At 44.9% G+C, this 19,540-nt stretch carries 15 protein-coding genes and 1 pseudogene; 12 read left to right on the top strand and 4 right to left on the bottom strand.

The window, feature by feature from the left end:
- Positions 1-2: 2 nt before the first annotated feature.
- A complete protein-coding gene (locus ACZ1GZ_RS14205; RefSeq protein WP_472668315.1) occupies positions 3-1,184 on the bottom strand; it encodes an ABC transporter permease in 1,182 nt (393 codons plus the stop codon).
- Positions 1,185-1,349: 165 nt separating this feature from the next.
- On the opposite strand from ACZ1GZ_RS14205, the gene ACZ1GZ_RS14210 reads away from it, so the two are divergent.
- Together ACZ1GZ_RS14210 and ACZ1GZ_RS14215 are read left to right on the top strand one after the other, a co-directional pair.
- On the top strand, positions 1,350-3,659 hold the full coding sequence (locus tag ACZ1GZ_RS14210; RefSeq protein WP_472665549.1) for an NADP-dependent malic enzyme: 2,310 nt from the start codon (positions 1,350-1,352) through the stop codon (positions 3,657-3,659).
- Positions 3,660-3,772: 113 nt separating this feature from the next.
- Positions 3,773-4,882, top strand: a complete 1,110-nt coding sequence (locus ACZ1GZ_RS14215; protein WP_472665550.1) for a DUF2865 domain-containing protein — start codon at positions 3,773-3,775, stop codon at positions 4,880-4,882.
- A gap of 212 nt (positions 4,883-5,094) precedes the next feature.
- Here the strand turns inward: ACZ1GZ_RS14215 and ACZ1GZ_RS14220 are convergent, their stop codons facing one another.
- Together ACZ1GZ_RS14220 and fumC are read right to left on the bottom strand one after the other, a co-directional pair.
- Complete coding sequence (locus tag ACZ1GZ_RS14220) at positions 5,095-6,135, bottom strand: GGDEF domain-containing protein (protein WP_472665551.1); 1,041 nt, start codon at positions 6,133-6,135, stop codon at positions 5,095-5,097.
- Positions 6,136-6,320: 185 nt separating this feature from the next.
- On the bottom strand, positions 6,321-7,712 hold the full coding sequence (gene fumC / locus ACZ1GZ_RS14225) for a class II fumarate hydratase (protein WP_472665552.1): 1,392 nt from the start codon (positions 7,710-7,712) through the stop codon (positions 6,321-6,323).
- A gap of 216 nt (positions 7,713-7,928) precedes the next feature.
- Here fumC and ACZ1GZ_RS14230 point away from each other — a divergent pair, with 216 nt between their 5' ends.
- The gene (locus tag ACZ1GZ_RS14230) at positions 7,929-9,842 is read left to right on the top strand and encodes a L,D-transpeptidase family protein (protein WP_472665553.1); all 1,914 of its coding nucleotides are present in this window, start codon (positions 7,929-7,931) and stop codon (positions 9,840-9,842) included.
- A gap of 17 nt (positions 9,843-9,859) precedes the next feature.
- Here ACZ1GZ_RS14230 and ACZ1GZ_RS14235 read toward each other — a convergent pair whose 3' ends face one another.
- The gene (locus ACZ1GZ_RS14235; RefSeq protein ID WP_472665554.1) at positions 9,860-10,537 is read right to left on the bottom strand and encodes an HAD family hydrolase; all 678 of its coding nucleotides are present in this window, start codon (positions 10,535-10,537) and stop codon (positions 9,860-9,862) included.
- Between the two features lie 149 nt (positions 10,538-10,686).
- On the opposite strand from ACZ1GZ_RS14235, the gene rpiA reads away from it, so the two are divergent.
- The 9 genes and pseudogenes from rpiA to moaA all read left to right on the top strand — a co-directional run bounded on the left by rpiA (position 10,687) and on the right by moaA (position 19,540).
- The gene (rpiA, locus tag ACZ1GZ_RS14240) at positions 10,687-11,382 is read left to right on the top strand and encodes a ribose-5-phosphate isomerase RpiA (RefSeq protein ID WP_472665555.1); all 696 of its coding nucleotides are present in this window, start codon (positions 10,687-10,689) and stop codon (positions 11,380-11,382) included.
- 22 nt (positions 11,383-11,404) lie between these two features.
- Positions 11,405-11,920 (top strand): DUF2059 domain-containing protein, encoded by a 516-nt coding sequence (locus ACZ1GZ_RS14245; RefSeq protein WP_472665556.1) that lies wholly within the window; start codon positions 11,405-11,407, stop codon positions 11,918-11,920.
- An 80-nt stretch (positions 11,921-12,000) separates the two neighbouring features.
- Positions 12,001-13,389, top strand: coding sequence for a glutathione-disulfide reductase (gene gor / locus ACZ1GZ_RS14250; protein ID WP_472665557.1), 1,389 nt, complete (start codon positions 12,001-12,003; stop codon positions 13,387-13,389).
- Between the two features lie 5 nt (positions 13,390-13,394).
- The gene (locus tag ACZ1GZ_RS14255) at positions 13,395-14,090 is read left to right on the top strand and encodes a hypothetical protein (protein ID WP_472665558.1); all 696 of its coding nucleotides are present in this window, start codon (positions 13,395-13,397) and stop codon (positions 14,088-14,090) included.
- Entirely contained in the window at positions 14,087-14,728 is a 642-nt protein-coding gene (locus ACZ1GZ_RS14260) for a gamma-glutamylcyclotransferase family protein (RefSeq protein ID WP_472665559.1), read from the top strand. Before ACZ1GZ_RS14255 ends, ACZ1GZ_RS14260 begins: the two co-directional genes overlap by 4 nt.
- 62 nt (positions 14,729-14,790) lie before the next feature.
- Positions 14,791-16,164 (top strand): class II 3-deoxy-7-phosphoheptulonate synthase, encoded by a 1,374-nt coding sequence (locus ACZ1GZ_RS14265; protein WP_472665560.1) that lies wholly within the window; start codon positions 14,791-14,793, stop codon positions 16,162-16,164.
- A gap of 89 nt (positions 16,165-16,253) precedes the next feature.
- Positions 16,254-16,670, top strand: coding sequence for a GFA family protein (locus tag ACZ1GZ_RS14270; RefSeq protein WP_472665561.1), 417 nt, complete (start codon positions 16,254-16,256; stop codon positions 16,668-16,670).
- Between the two features lie 45 nt (positions 16,671-16,715).
- Positions 16,716-18,390 (top strand): annotated as a pseudogene (locus ACZ1GZ_RS14275) (NAD+ synthase).
- A gap of 127 nt (positions 18,391-18,517) precedes the next feature.
- Positions 18,518-19,540, top strand: a complete 1,023-nt coding sequence (gene moaA, locus ACZ1GZ_RS14280) for a GTP 3',8-cyclase MoaA (RefSeq protein ID WP_472665562.1) — start codon at positions 18,518-18,520, stop codon at positions 19,538-19,540.

Below are 19,540 nucleotides of genomic sequence, written 5' to 3' on the forward strand. Positions count from 1 at the left end.
ACTTAGAAATCAATGGCCGCATAGAATATGGCAAATATTCCATCAATTACGATCACCAGGAAAATAGCTTTCACGACAGAGGCGGTCACTCGTCGACCCAAAGATTCCGCACTGCCACCCACTTTAAGTCCTTCAACTGCAGCAATAATACCAATGGTAATAGCCATGAAAGGTGTCTTAATCATGCCCGAGGTCAGCGTTGTATAGTCAATAAACGCTTTCATTCTGGATAAGAACACGTTGAACGGAACTTCAGAGTAAAAATAAAGCACCAATGCAGAGGCAAAAAGTGCTGCAAAGTTGGCGACAATTGTCAGCAAAGGCAGAACAATGACAAGCGCTATCAGTCTTGGAAAAACAAGTACGCCAACGGGATTTAGCCCCATTACCTTCAGCGCATCAACCTCTTCACGCATTTTCATTGAACCAATTTCAGCTGTGATGGCACTGCCTGAGCGGCCAGCAATCATAATAGAGGTAATCAACACCCCCACTTCACGCAATTGCAAGACGCTTACAAGATCTGCTGCAAACACCTCCGCGCCAAAAGCACGGAGTTGAAATGCTGACTGCTGTGTAATGATCGCGCCAATTGCAAGTGACATGAGCACAACAATGGGAACCGCTCGCACACCGATATGGTCCATTTGGGTAACAATCGCCGCTGGCGATGCGCCGGTTTTGCGGCCTTCTTTCAATTGCCCACCTTGGATAGTTGCACCCAAGATGTTCAACCCCATGACTATATCAGAATAAAGAGCATGCCAGCCCTTTATGGTCCGATCGACCAAACGGTGAAAAATGTTTGGTTTTTGCCCATCGTCATCAATGCGCGGTTCTGGCAATTTAGCCGGAATTTTTGAAAGCAATGATAAGTTTTTATCACTCGCATTTACAATAGTGGTGGAAATATCTCTTTCGTCGCACGCATTGGTGAACTGATGCAATAACCAAGCACCAGCTGTATCGAAATTCGTCACCCCTGTCATATCAATTACAATGTGCTGTTGCGTTGTATTTTGGGGAACTTGCGGAAACTCGACCGCAACAATTTCGATTTTCTCATGCAGCCAATCACCCTGCATTTCAACACGGCAAGTTTGACCGTCATTTATGACTTCAAATTGCGCGAAACCAGCACTGTTTAGATTGGCATTTTCATTCATGATGGCTGTTTTAAACATAAAGAGAAAGAATGTCACCGATCTAAATCGCGCATCTTTGCTGGACACAGGAAATTTTCGTTTTATGCAAGATAGTTTAGCGCGAAAGAATGTAGCAATTTGATGTTCATTTGTGCAATTATCGCAACGAGTCGCAACTATAATTAGCCCATGGGATAAAATTTGATGAATAATGATAAAAACAACAAGCAAAAACAAGAGTCAGATGATCTTGATAGCCAGGCACTTTTTTATCACAATTATCAAAAACCCGGTAAACTAGAAATTCAAGCCACGAAACCATTGGGCAACCAACGTGATTTGGCGCTGGCCTATTCGCCTGGTGTTGCTGCGCCCTGCCGCGCCATTGCGGATGATCCAAGTACCGCAGCACTTTATACCGCTCGCGGCAATCTTGTTGCCGTCGTTTCAAACGGTACAGCCGTCTTGGGTCTTGGTTCAATTGGTCCACTTGCCTCAAAACCTGTTATGGAAGGTAAGGCAGTTCTGTTTAAGAAATTCGCCGATATTGATGTGTTTGATATCGAAATGGATGCCAAAGAAGTGGACCGCATGGTTTCTGTTGTATCGGCACTCGAACCGACTTTTGGCGGTATCAACTTAGAAGATATCAAAGCACCTGAATGTTTTGAAGTCGAAGAACAGTTGCGCGAAATCATGGATATTCCAGTATTCCATGATGATCAGCACGGAACTGCCATCATCGTTGCAGCAGCTGTATTAAACGGCATTGAACTTGCGGGTAAAAATATTGCTGATGTTAAAATTGTGACCTCCGGCGCCGGGGCCGCAGCTCTTGCATGTTTAAATTTGCTCGTTTCAATGGGAGCAAAACGCGAAAACATCTGGGTCCATGATATTGAAGGCTTGGTCTATGAAGGCCGTACCTCACAAATGGATCGTTGGAAATCGATCTATGCACAAAAATCAGATAATCGCACATTGGATCAATCTATCCCAGATGCAGATGTGTTCCTTGGTCTATCTGCAGCAGGTGTTTTAAAACCTGAATATTTGGAAAAAATGGCAAAGCAACCGCTCATTCTTGCGCTTGCCAATCCAACCCCTGAAATCATGCCCGAAGTTGCGCGCCAAGCGCGACCCGATGCAATGATTTGTACCGGTCGTTCTGATTTTCCAAATCAGGTTAACAATGTTCTGTGTTTCCCCTATATTTTCCGTGGTGCATTAGATTGTGGCGCTCGCACGATCAATGAAGAGATGAAAATTGCTGCTGTAAAAGCGATAGCTGAGCTTGCGCGCGAGGAACCATCGGAACTTGCAGCACAGGCTTACTCTGGTGAAACGCCGATTTTTGGACCTAATTACCTTATCCCCTCACCTTTCGATCAAAGATTGATTTTGCGCATTGCACCTGCTGTTGCAAAAGCTGCAGAAGATTCAGGCGTAGCCACACGTCCAATTGACGATATGGATGGATATATCGATCGCCTTAACCGCTTTGTATTCCGCTCTGGTTTTGTCATGAAGCCGGTCTTTGCAGCAGCACGTGTCGCAGAACGCAAACGTGTGATCTTCTGCGAGGGTGAAGACGAGCGGGTATTACGCGCAGCTCAGGTTTTGATTGAAGAAAAGGTTGCTGAACCAACGCTTGTGGGTCGCCCAGAAGTCATTGAACAAAGACTGCGTCGGTTTGGACTGCGGCTCAATTTGGAGCAGGACCTGAAAATCGTAAATCCGCAAAGTGATCCGCGATATCGCGACTATGTAGACACTTATTTCTCACTTGTTGGGCGTCAGGGCATTAATCCTGAAGCTGCAAGTACAATTGTGCGCACCAACACCACTGTGATCGGTGCATTAGCTGTTAAACGTGGTGATGCAGATGCCATGGTGTGCGGTCTTGAAGGTCGATATGCCAACCACTTAAAATATGTGCGCCAAATCATTGGTGTCAAAGACGGCGTTACGGATTTATCTACGTTAAGCCTGCTCATTTCACAACGTGGTGCCACCTTCCTTACCGATACTTATGTGACATTTGACCCATCCGCTCAGGAACTTGCGGAAATGACACTACTTGCCGCTGAAGAAATTAAGCGTTTTGGCATCGTCCCAAAAGTCGCACTTGTCTCGCACTCAAACTTTGGTTCACACAACACACCGACAGCAAAGAAAATGCGCGAGGCTGCTAAAATCTTGCGCGATATCGCCCCTGAACTTGAATCAGATGGTGAAATGCAGGGCGATGCTGCGATATCGGAAGTGTTGCGTAATCGCGCCATGCCAAATAGTCATCTTAAAGGTGAAGCCAATCTCTTGGTGTTCCCAAATCTTGATTCAGCCAATATCACGCTCGGTGTTGCCAAAACCATGCTCAGCGCTTTGCATGTGGGACCAATATTGCTCGGAACGCAACTTCCAGCCCATATCTTATCACCTTCTGTCACATCACGCGGCATTGTTAACATTGCAGCCTTATCAGTCGTCGAGGCATCTTCTGCTGTCGCATAATCAGCAAATGGCGCTCATCGCTTTCTTCTCATGATTGTTTACAAGATGCTAATCTCTTAAGCTTATAATTGCGCTCAACAACGCATTTTCTAAAGTTGAGTTGAGTATAAACGATGAAAAAGCTGATAGGCGCCCTGCTGGCTACGAGTTTTTTCGCATTGCCCAATACGGGCTTTGCGCAAAACCTTGAATCATGTGAAAGCCTTCATGCTCAGCTGCAAACTGCATCTGCATCCAAATCAAGCTCGAAAAAGATCAAACGCTACTCAACGGCAATAAAACAGCAGACTAAAATGCTGGCTAAGCTTGAAGGTGATCTACGCAGATATAGCTGTCATACAGACAATTCAGGCCAAGCATGTGAGAAATTCGAAGATGTTAAAGAACGCATGCAAGCTAATCTGGCTAAACTCACCGCAGCACGCGAAAAGCTTACACAAAACCCGGGCAAACTAACCATTGATCAACTCAATGCGCGTCTTGAGGCATTTAATTGCAACAACAGCTCGATCATAAATGCATCGACGGAACCTGCCTCGCCGCAAACGGCAAATAGTGGTCGCACGCTTGGCAATGGGGTGAAAATCATTGGCGAAAGCGGTGGTCGCAAACCACGTCAACGCGTTGTAACTTTGCCAAATTCAGCACGAAACATTGGCCAATATCGGACAATGTGTGTGAGGTCCTGTGATGGCTTTTTCTTCCCAATTTCCTCAAACACATCATCCGCCTCATTCGAGCGTGATGAACTTGCTTGCCAGCTCATGTGCCCAGGAACAGAAACCAATTTGTTCTTCCACAGATCGCGAGATCAAGAGAGCGAAGACATGATCTCTTATCGCGGTGGTCAGGCCTATACGAGCCAGTCTTATGCGTTTTCATATAAAACAACGTCCGGCCCGCGATCAGAAGCCTGCTCATGTAACATGTCCGCATTCCATGCTGAAATGGCACGACGTGAACGTGTTTTGCGTGAACGCGAAGAAAAAGGTGATGTTGAAAATGCTGCAACATCCAGGCTAACCATTGTGCCGGTTGATAGAATTGATCGCGGTGAAGATCCAGAGACCATCTCAAATCTCGCAGGCAATCTGACGGACGAAGATGTGCAAGCAATCACCAGCGTTAATCGCACCGGAAAACCGCTTGAAGAAGCAGATCGCAAAGTACGCATTGTCGGCCCCAAATTTCTTCAAGATGACGAACCTGTCAGCAAATTATAATTTACTGGACTAAGCGATTTATCCTAAAGGGATACCAGTCCCAGTCCTCTCTTTTATAAAACCGTGAGCTTTAATGTTCAGTCCGCTGTCTATGGCATCAGCAAAGGACTTGAATTGTAAATTTTACAATGAAAAACCGCCCCAGAATCAAATCCAGAGGCGGTTTTTATTGAAGTTATTCAAGATAAAAAGCCCGTTAGGCTTCATCTTATTTAGTCACGATACATTGCACGTTTGTTGGAAGATTTACCCATACGCTCGGGATCATACATCTGAACTTGATTGCGTCCTTTATTCTTTGACAGATACAGCGCTTCATCAGTGGCACCATATAACTGATCCGCATTATCGCATTGGCTTGCCATGCAAACGCCCAGCGAAATTGTGATTTTGCCAAAGTCCATGCCAGACTTACGGTCTTTCAACGATGTCTTTTCAACAGCCATGCGAATGCGTTCAGCAATAAGCTCCACATTTCCTGGTGAAGTGTTTGAAACCACGATACCAAATTCCTCGCCGCCTGTGCGCGCGATTAATGAATCTTGACGCAATTCTTGGTTCATTGCATTTGCAACAACCGTAAGAACACGATCGCCAATTGGGTGGCCATGGGTATCATTGAACTGTTTGAAATGATCAATATCCAAAAGGATCAACGCGCTGGTCGAGATTGAAATATTACTATCGTAAATATTCGACATAGCTTCATCAAATGCACGACGGTTTGGCAAACGCGTGAGAGGGTCAGTGTTTGCAATGGATTTGTATTCGTCCAACTGTTCCTTGACCTGCGCAAGTTCTTTGGTCGCTATGAGCACGCGATCGATTATTTGCTTACTATTTTCAATCTTGTCGCCGGTCGCCTGCGCCAAAGCATCTGTAATGCTTAAGATATCCTGGTTGCGAGGATTGCGCGCCATTGTATCCAATCGGCTTGCATTATCATCCAGTACTTTATTGTAGTCCTTGAGCGTGTTGTTTTCTTTATTCAATCGTCCAATCAACTCATCCAGTTCACCGGAGATCTTTTCCTGCGCGTTTGAAACGACACCATCATGATGATGATGGGCGAAATACTTCTTGCCAATATCATCTAGGTCAGCTTGGGAGGGCTGACTTCCAAGAGCTGCAAATTCACGCGTTAAATTGGGATTGCTTTTATTTAAAGCTTCATAAACCAACTCATAATTACGCGGCAGACCTGAAATCCCCCGTTTATGCATCGTTGCGACCACTATTGACGCTGTATTCATGAGTTCCCAACCTCGTTTCTACTAAAATTGATCCACCTCATTTAAGACAGCGAATCTAAACTTTCGTTAAAATTATCCCGAAAGTGTTGGCGAACTGTTAATTTGAATCCAAAAAAACCATAAAAACAAAAAACGCCCGAAAGTTCGGACGTTTCATTTTCGAATATTTTGTACTCAAACGTATATTATTTAGGCCCTAACATCTGTTCAGGTCGCACAACGCGGTCGAAGGTTTCTTCATCAACAAAGCCCAAATTCATGGCTTCCTCTTTAAGTGTTGTGCCATTTTTGTGCGCTGTCTTAGCAACTTTGGTGGCATTATCGTAACCAATCTCGGGTGCCAACGCTGTAACCAACATTAAGCTTTCCCACATCAGCTTACTAATTCTGTCTTCATCAGGGCGAATTCCTGCAACACATTTATCAACAAAACTGACAGATGCATCTCCCAAAAGCTGCATAGATTGCAAGACATTATACGCCATCATTGGCTTATAAACGTTTAGTTCAAAATGACCTTGAGATCCTGCAAAACCAACCGCTGCATCATTACCCATCACATGCGCACAAACTTGAGTTAGAGCTTCGCACTGTGTTGGATTAACCTTACCAGGCATGATCGAAGATCCAGGCTCATTTTCAGGCAATACCAACTCACCAAGACCACACCGTGGGCCAGAACCAAGTAAACGAATATCATTGGCGATCTTAAATGCGCTCGCCGCAACAGTTTTCAATGCGCCAGACATTTCAATTAATGCATCATGCGCAGCTAAAGCTTCAAACTTGTTTGGAGCCGTATAGAAAGGAATATCAGTGATCGCAGCCATATTTGCAGCAACCATCTCAGCCCAACCTTTTTTCGTATTCAAGCCCGTTCCAACAGCCGTGCCACCTTGCGCAAGAGCATATATGTTATGAAGTGCTTGTTTAACACGCGCAATCCCCTGCTCGATTTGAAATGCGTAGCCTGAGAATTCTTGGCCCAATGTCAAAGGTGTTGCGTCTTGAGTGTGCGTACGACCAATTTTGATAATCTCTTCAAATGATTTAGCTTTTTCAACCAAAGCATCGTGAAATTTTTCTAGACCAGGAAGCAAAACATCGCGCGCCATCATTGCAATCGCAATATGCATGGCAGTTGGGAACGTATCATTTGATGATTGCCCCATATTACAGTGATCATTCGGGTGCACAGGCGATTTTGAACCGATTTCACCGCCAAGCATCTCAATAGCGCGATTGGCAATAACCTCATTTGCGTTCATGTTGGATTGTGTACCAGAACCGGTTTGCCAAACTACAAGTGGGAAGTGATCATCAAGCTTGCCTTCAACAACCTCAGAAGCCGCCTTTGCTATTGTATTGCCAATTTCAGCATCAATTGAACCCAATTCCACATTTGCCTGCGCACAGGCTTGCTTAATCACACCGAGCGCCCGAACGATCGCAACCGGCTGTTTTTCCCATCCAATTGGAAAATTCATCAAAGACCGCTGGGTTTGAGCGCCCCAATATTTGTCTGATGGTACCTGAAGAACGCCAAAGCTGTCTGATTCTGCGCGGGTTTGTGTCATTTGATTTCCCTTTATGTTATCGGCTCACATGCGTTTAAACGCAAATTGTGTCACATCATCTAGTCAAAAAACATGCATTCGACAACAAGAACTTGTTTGCAGTGCAATATTTGATCACAAGTTTCACGAAATTTAATAAAATTAACAAGATGTTCTTTAATTCAGTGCCATCATCGGTTAAACATTCGTCGGGAACACTCGTGAAAGGGTAAAAAATTGATACGTAAGGTTGCTACGCGCTCGGTCTTTATCTTATCAGCATTCGCGCTGATGGAAACTTCACCTTTGCCAGTTCTGGTCCAGGATGCATCCGCACAAAACCTTCTTCAGGCTATTTTTGGTGGCGGACAACGAAAAAAACGTCAGGAAGCTGAACGCAGACGACAGGAAGAATTAGCCCGTCAACAAGCGCTCAAGAAGAAACCACCGCGCATCAAAGGTCCAAGCTATAAAACATACCGAGCTGACAAGCTTGTTGTTGCAAAGCTTGCAACGCTTACAGACCCTGTGACAACAGGAGCTGTTCAAGCTGAAGATCTTGAAGCTGATACAACAGCGCCTGCTACAGTTGCAGTAGAGCCAACACCGTTTGCAATGGGCTACGATGCACTTGCATCATTAAAGCTCAAAGTACTGCCTGAAGTCGCTGATGCTTTGCTTGCAACATACTCCAAAGCGCCAAAATACCGCTGGGTGAGCGATAAAGGTATAAATGATCAAGCCAAAGCCATTATGAAAGTGCTTGGCGACGCGGAATTGATCGGTCTACCGGCAGAAAATTATAATGTTGATATGCCTGTTGCTCAACTTGAAACAGGTGAAACAAACTGGCCGGATCTTATGCGTTTTGAGATGGAATTCTCTGCTGCGATCTTAACATATGTGGTTGATTCACAACGTGGACTAATCGATCCGAACAGAATTTCCGGGTATCACGATTTCAAACGCAAGACACCTGAATTAAGCAATGTGATCGTGCGTATGGCTTATTCAGCCAATCCTGCGGCAACACTCGACTTTTACAGCCCGCAAGGTGATCATTTTAACGCTTTAAAAAGTGAAATAACTGAGCTGTTGGGGGCAGATGAGAAAGAGCGCATAACAATTGCAGACGGTACTTTCTTAAAGCCTGGCTCAAAAAACCCAGAATTAAGAAACATCATCATGGCCATTCGCGCCAAAGGCTCTGAGCAGCTAAAGACCGATATGGCGTTTCAACTTAATACCTATCTTGGTAATGATGAATATACCCCTCAACTCGTTGAATTGGTCAAAGCTTTCCAGAAAGAAAACAATCTTGCTGCTGATGGGATTGTCGGTAAAAAGACGATCCGCGCACTGGTTGAAGATTCCAACGAAGTTAAAATCAACAAGCTTCGCTATGCGATGGAGCGTGCACGTTGGCTGCCATCAAAATTTGCCGCCAAGCATGTCTTTATCAACGCACCAGCGTATAAAGTTACCTATTTCGAAAACCACAAGCCTGAGCTTGAAATGCGTGTCGTTGTGGGCAAACGCTCCAACCAGACAAATTTCTTCAGTGATGAAATCGAAAAAGTTGAGTTCAACCCATATTGGGGTGTTCCGCAGTCAATCATTACAAATGAAATGCTGCCAAAACTTCGCGCTGATCCATCCTATCTTGATCGCTTAGGGTATCAGGTGAGCTATAAAGGCCGTTCAACGTCTTCAAGTTCGATCAGTTGGGCTTCTTTAAGTTCAACACGTTCAATTGGCGTACGTCAGCCTCCGGGCCCTAAAAATGCGCTCGGACAATTGAAAATTTTGTTCCCTAACCGCCATGCAATTTATATGCATGACACACCGGCAAAGAAACTATTTGGACGTGACACACGTGCATTTAGTCATGGCTGTGTCAGACTTCATGACCCACAGGCTATGGCCGCGGCAGTTTTGGGGACGACAGTGGACGAAGTTAAAGCACACATTGCACCACGCAAAAACAAAACCGTATTTGTTGAGAAAACAATTCCGGTGCATGTCGCATATTTCACCGCTTGGCCAAATGCTGAAACTGGTGAAGTCGAATATTTCGAAGACGTATATGGTCGCGATAAGGCTCTAGAAAAGGCCTATAACACGACAATTAAGTCCCGCGTTGGAGCTTAATCCAAACAATCGAAAATTTAGTTATTGTTTATCAAACGATCGGCGAGTTCCACTGTGAGCTCGCCGTAATTGTTTATAACAACATCAGGGTTGAGTGTTTCAACAGGCACATCACTAAACCCAAAAGAAACCGCAATAGAGGCGACATTGGCATTCTGCGCTGCGTAAATATCATTTTTAGAATCGCCAATCATGATCGACTTTTCCGCAACACCCCCGGCAAGCTCAATCGTATTGAGCAAATGACGTCCATCTGGTTTACGGTATGGATATGTATTGCCGCCCGTAATTGCTTCAAAATAATCTGATAAAGACAGCAATTCCAACAATTTACGCGCCATACCTTCATGCTTATTTGTACAAACTGCATGTCGATAACCGGCACGAGTTAAGCGGTCAATAGCCGCCAGTAATCCTGGATAAGCCGAAGATGTGCCTGGCATATGCGCTTGATAATATTCAATAAATAAATCGAACAGCCGGTCTAATTCAGCTTCGGTGAGCGTGGCTTTATTGAGTTCAAAAGCACGCGTAATCATTGCCCGAGCACCCTGCCCAACCAAAAATGTCAGATCTTCATATACCACAGGTTTTAAATCCACTGACGACAGGCAGTGATTGACGCATTCCAAAAGATCATTGGATGTATCCAAAAGCGTTCCATCTAGATCAAATACAATTAGCTTTTGCGTCATTTATCACCTCAATTCTTTCAAATTCCCTCAGCAGGTAACGGATTTTTCGAGCAAAGTCCAAGAAATGTCAGAGATAAATTGCGAATTTCCTTTGCGAGCTCTGGTCTGGCGTGCTACCAGCGAAACGAATTGAATAATGGTTGAGACGAATGGATCCAAAAGAGTTAAAAATAGCAGCAGCACAAGAAGCTTTGCAACTTGTGGAAAATGGCATGCGCTTAGGTGTCGGAACGGGTTCAACCGCCGATGAATTTACAAAGCTCTTGGGTGAAAAAGTTCGCGCAGGCTTTAAGGTTCAAGCTGTGACCACGTCTGTAAAAACAGAAAATCTGTGCTTGGAAGTTGGCATTAAAACGTTCACGCTTGATGAATTGCCAGTTTTAGACTTAACAATCGATGGCGCTGACGAACTGGATCAAGATTTACAATTAATCAAAGGTGGCGGTGGCGCACTATTGCGCGAAAAAATCGTCGCCAAAGCATCCAAGGCTATGGTTGTTATCGCAGATGCGTCCAAAGTTGTGGACCCATTAGGTGCATTTCCATTACCTATTGAGGTGGTTCCCTTTGGCCTTAAAGCCACTGAGATTGAGATTGCAAAGGTCAGCAAAGAGCTGGGTTTATCCGGCGCTGTTGTACTGCGAAAATATGATGATGGAACAGACTTTGTGACTGATGGTGGACACTATATACTCGATGCATCATTTGGCCGTATTTCTGATGCAAAGCAACTCAACGAAAAATTAAACCTAATACCAGGTGTTGTTGAAACAGGATTGTTTATCGACATCGCCACTAAAGCAGTGATAGCGACACCTGAGGGTGTCAAAATCATGACAAAGTAATCAAAAGACGGAGCTTAAACTCATGAGCAAAACGCAATTTTTAAAAGTTCTAACAGTAAGCGCGACACTGGCCTTCTCAGGCGCTCAAATCAACAATGCTTCAGCTCAGGATGCCAGTCCTGAACATATTGCAGCGGCAAAAGCAGCTATTGATGCATTGGCTGTTACGAATACATTTGATTCTATTCTGCCGCGTGCTGCAGAGCAGATCAAAGCAAACCTTACACTTGCAAATCCAAACTTCTCAGATGAAATTTCGATTGCTGTAGACGAGCAAGCCATTAAACTTGCGAGCCGTCGCGCTGACTTAGAAAATGAAGCTGCAAGCATCTACACAAAAGTTTTTTCCGCTGAAGAACTTGATGCAATCACAGCTTTTTACACGTCTGAAACCGGTAAAAAATTGTTGAAAGTATCTCCGGGCATGGGTCGCGAATTGTTGCGCGCCGCTGAAATTTGGGGTGCAGGTATCACGCGTGATCTTAACGACACATCATCAAAGGTTTTGGCCGAAAAGCTTAACTCAAATTCAGAGTAACTTAAAAATTACTATCGTTACGCTGGCATTATGATTTAAAAGCACCATATGCCAATTTAAGATTTGTTTTGGAGCGGAATATGTCGGCATATGATTTTGATTTATTTGTAATCGGTGGTGGTTCAGGCGGTGTTCGTGCTGGCCGCGTTGCCGCCTCTATGGGCAAACGCGTTGGCGTGGCGGAAGAATACCGTTTTGGCGGTACTTGTGTGATCCGCGGTTGTGTGCCTAAAAAACTCTTTGTTTATGCTTCAAGCTTTCCTGAACATTTTGAGGATGCTGAAGGTTATGGTTGGAGCGTTGGTGAAAGCACTTTTGACTGGAAAACGCTCATTGCCAACAAAGATAAAGAAGTCACACGCCTTGAAGGTCTTTATCAAAAAGGTCTATCATCGAACGACGCAACAATGTTCAAAAGCAGAGCTGAGCTAGTTGACGAGCACACAATTTGCCTTACTGCAACAGGTGAAACAGTCACTGCTGAAAAGATCGTCATTGCAGTTGGTGGCCGTCCAAATCCAATGTCTGATCTTCCTGGCCATGAGTTGTGCATTTCATCAAATGAAGCATTTCATCTAGACGAATTACCAAAATCTATTCTGATTGCTGGCGCGGGTTATATTGCGGTTGAATTTGCCAATATTTTCCACGGGCTGGGTGTTGAAACCACACTGATCTATCGTGGCACTGAAATTCTATCTCGCTTTGATATTGATCTTAGAACCAATCTTCAGGATGCGATGATTGCTAAAGGCATCAACTTCCAATTTGAAGATGTGATAGAAAAAGTTGAAAAAGCGGCTGGCAGCAATTTAAAAGTCACAACGAAAAATGGCGATGTCAGCGAATACTCGCAAGTCATGTTGGCGCTTGGCCGTATTGCCAATACCGAAAGCCTGGGACTTGAAAAAGTTGGCGTTGAAATGAACGCACGTGGTGCAATTGTTGTTGATGAGTACAACAAAACCAATGTCGACAATATTTATGCTCTTGGCGATGTGACTGACAAAGTTCAACTAACACCTGTCGCTATTAATGAAGCCATGTGTTTTATCGAAACAGTTTATAAAGATAATCCAACCTCTCCTGATCATGAGCTGATCCCAACGGCAGTGTTCTCACAGCCGGAAATCGGCACAGTTGGCATGACAGAGGAAGAAGCTGGTAAAGCGTTTGACGAATTGGAAGTTTACCGTGCTCAGTTCAGACCAATGCGTCACACACTATCTGGCCGTGAAGAAAAAATGATGATGAAACTCATCGTCAATGCTGCGGATAGAAAAGTGGTTGGTGCACATATCTTGGGACCAGATGCTGGTGAATTAGCACAGGTTCTAGGCATCACGCTCAAAGCAGGTGTGACGAAGGATGAGTTTGATCGCACAATGGCTGTTCACCCATCAGCATCTGAAGAATTGGTGACCATGTATAGCCCAACTTACCGCGTTAAAAACGGTGAACGAGTCTAAAACACATGGATCGCGAACAGTTTTTCCAAAGACTTTGTTCCGAACAAAACAGTCTGTTTCCGGATGGCTTAACTGAGAGCCAAACCAACGGCTTGAACATAAAATTAGATGTTTGGGCAAAATGGTATGCCCATCATCCTATCTCATATCTTGCCGCCGCGTTGGGGCAGGTCTACCACGAGACCGGAACTTTAATGGTCCCGGTTTTAGAAGCATTTTCACCTGATAGAAAAACGTCGGTCGAGCGACTTGAAAAAGCATTTTCAGAAGGTCGGTTGAGTTGGGTAAAACAACCCTATTGGAACTGCGATGAAAGTGGCCAGAACCCAGTTGGCTGCGGCGACATTCAAATCACCCACCGCAAAAACTATTTAGCGGCCCAAGACCGACTAAAAGAGAAATTCGGTGTGAGGATAAATCTATCTGAAAACTATGATCTGGCACTGGACCCGATTATTTCCGCCCATATTGCATTTAGCGGCATGATTGATGGCTGGTTTAGACCCTGTAAGCTCTCTGATTTTAATAATAAAACCGGTTTTGATTACCGGGCTGCGCGCGATATCGTCAATGGCGATACGGAGCTCATTGGCTATAAGATCGAAACCTATTGCCGGGTTTTTGAAGATGCACTTTTCGTTTCAGGCGCAGATAGATCCCTAGAATTAAATGATGAAACACTCGATTGGCCAATGTCATGAACAAACAGATCCGCCAAAAACTACGTGAATTTGCAAAAAACGAGCCAATCGTCGGCTATTTCGGTTATGGCTCATTGGTCAATGAAAACACTCTTCGCACCAAATATATCGCAAGCATTCCAGCAGAACTTAAAAATTGGCAGCGCATGTGGGACATTCCCGCAGGTGTCGAGATTATACCTGAAACAGATGCATTGTTAACGGCTAGACCTGCATCAAACGCGATGACCAAAGGCGTTATTGTATTTGATCTCGCTAAAAATTTACCCGATGTGGATCAACGCGAACATAATTATGACCGTAAGACGATTGATCATCCTGACGTGAATATCGCAGACGAGTTCCGCGACTTGCAATGTGAATTCTTTGTCTATGAAGCGCATAAACGCGATGATGTGCCGGAAAACAAACCTCCCATATCACAGTCTTATCTTGATGCTGTGTTGCAAGGGTTCTTAAACATTTACGGCGAAGCCGGCGTTGAAGACTTCGTTGCTACTACGGCTAACTTCCATACGCCGATATTGCAGGACAGAGATACCCCTAGATATCCACGTTCTGTGTCTTTATCGCATCGGGAACGCGAGCTGATTGACTATTTCTTACGTCAGAACCAAGATATTTCTTTCATAAGCTGAAATCTAGCGCTATAAGCCCGTCAAACTAACAAATAATAGAGTAAAATAGGTAGGTAAATAAAATGGCACAGGACTGGAATCCAGCAAGCTGGCGCAACAAGCCAATTTTGCAGGTGCCTGAATATCCAGATCAGGCAAAACTGGCAGATACGGAAGCACGTCTATCAAAGTTCCCACCGCTCGTTTTCGCTGGTGAGGCGCGTGCACTTAAAAATAACCTTGCTAAAGTCGCAAACGGCGAGGCTTTCCTCTTACAAGGTGGCGATTGTGCTGAAGCTTTTGCTGAGCACGAAGGCGATAACATTCGCGATTTCTTCCGCGCATTCTTGCAAATGTCTGTTGTTTTGACATACGGCGCACAGAGCCCTGTTGTTAAAGTTGGACGTATTGCCGGTCAGTTCGCAAAACCGCGTTCAAGCAACACAGAGACAAAAGACGGCGTTGAATTGCCAAGCTACCGTGGTGACATCATCAACGGTATTGAGTTCAATGAAGAGGCACGTATCCCAGATCCTGAGCGTCAGGTCATGGCTTACCGTCAGTCAGCTGCAACGCTGAACCTGCTTCGTGCATTTGCTCAAGGTGGTTATGCAAATCTTGTCAACGTGCACAATTGGATGCTTGGCTTTGCTAAAGGCAGCCCGCAGTCAGAGCGTTATTTAAAGCTTGCAAATCGTATTTCTGAATCACTTGAATTCATGAAAGCAATTGGCATCACGCCTGATAGCCACCCAAGCATGAAAGAAACAGAGTTCTTCACAAGCCATGAAGCTTTGCTTTTGGGCTATGAACAAGCTTTGACACGTGTTGATTCAACTTCTGGCGAAAACTACGCCACATCCGGTCACATGATCTGGATTGGTGACAGAACACGTCAGCCTGATCACGCGCATGTAGAATTCTGCCGCGGCATTAAAAACCCATTGGGCCTAAAATGCGGACCTTCGCTTGATCCGGAAGAGCTAATCAAATTGTGCGATATCTTAAATCCGGAAAATGAAGCTGGTCGTTTGACTTTGATTGCCCGTTTTGGTCATGACAAAGTTGGTGATCACCTCCCTGCCCTTATCCGTGCAGTTGAGCGTGAAGGCAAAAAAGTTGTTTGGTCATGCGATCCAATGCACGGCAATACAATTTCAATGTCTGGCTATAAAACACGCCCGTTTGATCGTATTTTGACTGAAGTTGAAACATTCTTTGATGTTCATCAGGCTGAAGGTACGCATGCTGGTGGTATCCACGTTGAAATGACAGGTAAAAATGTAACAGAATGTACAGGTGGTGCACGCGCCCTATCTGGTGATGATCTTTCAGAGCGTTACCACACACATTGTGATCCACGCCTGAATGCTGAACAAGCACTCGAGCTTGCATTCCTAGTTGCAGAGCGCATGAAAGAAGGCGCAAAGATGACACAACCAGCCGCAGCTGAATAATCATCTTTTAAAACAATCTAGTTTGATCAACCCCTGAACTGCGGAATACGGTTCAGGGGTTTTTCTTTATCCAATTCAGGGAAATGATCATGTCAAACATCCACAAAGGTAGCTGCAATTGCAGCAAGGTTAGTTTTATCGTCAAAGGTGAATTACGAGATATTCTAGGATGCCATTGCAGCCAATGCCGGAAGCAATCAGGTTTTTATTATGCAGCGACGGAAGCAAAATGCAGCGATCTGACAATTGAAGGCGAGGACAACATCACTTGGTATGAAGCTTCTCCTACTGCCAAACGCGGATTTTGCTCAACATGCGGGTCAGCACTTTTCTGGCAAGCTAATGATTTAGATACCGTCTCAATTTTAGCAGGTGCATTCGATACTCCAACTGGGATGAAATTTAAGGCCCATATTTTCTGCGCTGATAAAGGTGATTTTTATGAAATCACAGATGAATATCCCCAATATGCGAAAGATAGCGACAATATTTTCGAAGAAAATTAAGAGCCCTAGCTTGTCGTTTCACCGCAAGATCGCTACATCTGAGACATGACTGAGACACTGAATACTCTGCGCATTGCAACAGCGCAATTTAACCCCACCGTTGGCGATGTCGCTGGCAACTTGGAAAAAGCAATTGAGGCCGTCAAAGACGCTGATCGTCACGGCGCGGACTTGGTATTGTTCACCGAATTGTTCATTTCCGGATACCCGCCAGAAGATTTGGTTCTCAAGCCTGCTTTTTTAGAAAAATGCGCCGAAGCCGTTGATAAATTGGCGAAATACACCGCTGATAAAAACGCACCGGGCATCATCATCGGTTATCCGCGCCAAAATGGTGACAAACGTCATAATTCCATCGCTGTGATTGATGATGGCAAAATTATCGCAATCCGAGACAAAGTTGATTTACCAAACTATGGCGAATTTGATGAAAAACGCGTGTTTGATGCAGGTGAAATGCCAGGGCCTGTCAATTTCCGCGGTGTGCGTTTAGGCATCCCGATTTGCGAAGACATTTGGGGTGATTTGGATGTATGCGAAACATTAGCTGAAAGCGGCGCCGAAATCCTACTTTCGCCCAATGGCTCACCTTATTATCGCGATAAAGTCGATGTCCGCCATCAGGTCGTACTGCGTCAGGTCATTCAATCTGAACTTCCGTTGATTTACGCCAACCAGCTGGGTGGTCAGGATGAACTTGTTTTCGATGGAGCAAGCTTTGCATTTAATGCTGATAAATCTCTTGCATTTCAGATGAGCCAGTTTGAAGAAACCTTGAGCATCAGCACCTGGAAGCGTGAAGATGATGTTTGGGTCTGCTCAAATGGGCCAAAATCAGTCATTCCAGAAAAAGAAGAAGCAGATTATCGCGCCTGTATGTTGGGATTACGCGATTATGTGAATAAGAACGGCTTTAAAAATGTCGTGCTTGGCCTTTCAGGCGGCATTGATAGTGCAATTTGTGCGGCTTTGGCCGTTGATGCATTAGGTGAAGAACGTTTGCGTTGCGTAATGTTGCCTTATCGCTATACCTCTGAGCTTTCGTTAAAAGACGCTGCAGACTGTGCCAAAGCATTGGGTTGTCGTTATGATATCGTACCGATTGAAGAACCTGTGCAAGGATTCTTGTCATCGCTTGGCGATATGTTTGATGGCACAGATCAAGGAATTACCGAGGAAAACATCCAAAGTCGCGCACGCGGGGTTATCCTCATGGCGATTTCCAACAAATTCGGTTCCATGGTTGTCACTACCGGTAATAAATCTGAGATGTCGGTGGGTTATGCCACGCTTTATGGCGATATGAATGGTGGATTTAACCCGATCAAAGACCTTTATAAAATGCAGGTTTATGCGCTTTCCCGATGGCGCAACACGCAGGTGCCTCCAGGTGCACTTGGTCCGTCAGGTGAGGTCATCCCAGTGTCGATCATTGAAAAGGCACCTTCTGCTGAACTAAGACCTGATCAAACTGATCAAGATCTCGCTGCCTCCATACCCAGCTTTGGACGATATTTTGGAATGCTTGGTGGAAAAAGAAATGTCGACGGCTGACATTATCGCACGCGGGCATGACGAAGCGACCGTTCACCGGATTGAACACCTATTATACATTGCAGAATATAAGCGCAGACAATCTGCACCTGGGGTAAAAATCACCAAGAAAAACTTCGGTCGTGACCGTAGATACCCCATTACCAATCGTTTCCGTGACCGTTAAATCTGATCAGAACTGCGACAAATGGGTGTAGTTGACTGGTTTGATCATCTTTCCCGCCGATTTAGATTGACGAATGCCACTTCGGCGGTAATTGTGGTGTTCCGAAATTTGGAGGAAGATTTTTAAAATGTCTGATCTGGTGCTCGACAAATCAAAAACTATGATTGACCCTTTTGGACGGATGGTTGATTACCTTCGCATATCGGTTACAGACCGTTGCGATTTCCGCTGCACCTATTGCATGGCGGAAAACATGACATTTTTACCCAAAAAAGACCTTCTGACGCTCGAAGAGCTAGAGCGACTTTGCAGCATCTTCATTGACAAAGGTGTCCGCAAGTTACGCCTGACAGGTGGCGAACCGTTGGTCCGCAAAAACATCATGCAATTGATCAACGCATTGGGCAAGAAAATCGATGAAGGAACGCTTGATGAGCTGACCATCACAACAAATGGCTCTCAATTGCACCGTTTTGCCAAAGATCTTTATGCAGCTGGGATGCGCCGAATTAATGTTTCCCTCGATACGCTGGATGCCGACAAATTTAAAGATATCACACGCTGGGGCGATCTTAATCGCGTTTTAACGGGCATTGATGCCGCTTTAGATGCGGGATTGAAAGTCAAAATCAATGCCGTTGCACTTAAAGGCTTTAACGGTCATGAATTACCTAAAATGCTCCGCTGGGCGCATGAAAAAGGCATGGATATGACCATTATTGAAACCATGCCGATGGGTGAGATTGATGAGGATCGTACCGATCAATATCTACCGCTTTCTCAAGTCCGTAAAGATCTGTCGCAGGAATTCACCCTCGAGGACATTCCATATAAAACCGGCGGTCCTGCAAGATATGTTGAGCTTAAAGAAACGGGTGGTAGATTAGGGTTTATCACACCTCTCACGCATAATTTCTGTGAAAGCTGTAATCGCGTGCGCTTAACTTGCACGGGTACGCTTTATCTGTGTCTGGGCCAAGATGATGCGGCAGATCTTCGTGCACCATTACGCGCATCTTCGGATAATCAACTCACAGCAGATGCAATTGATGAAGCGATCACCCGCAAACCAAAAGGTCATGATTTCATCATCGACCGAACGCATAACAAGCCTGCTGTTAGTCGCCATATGAGCGTAACGGGCGGTTAA

The organism is Lentilitoribacter sp. JB5-8, from assembly GCF_055693385.1.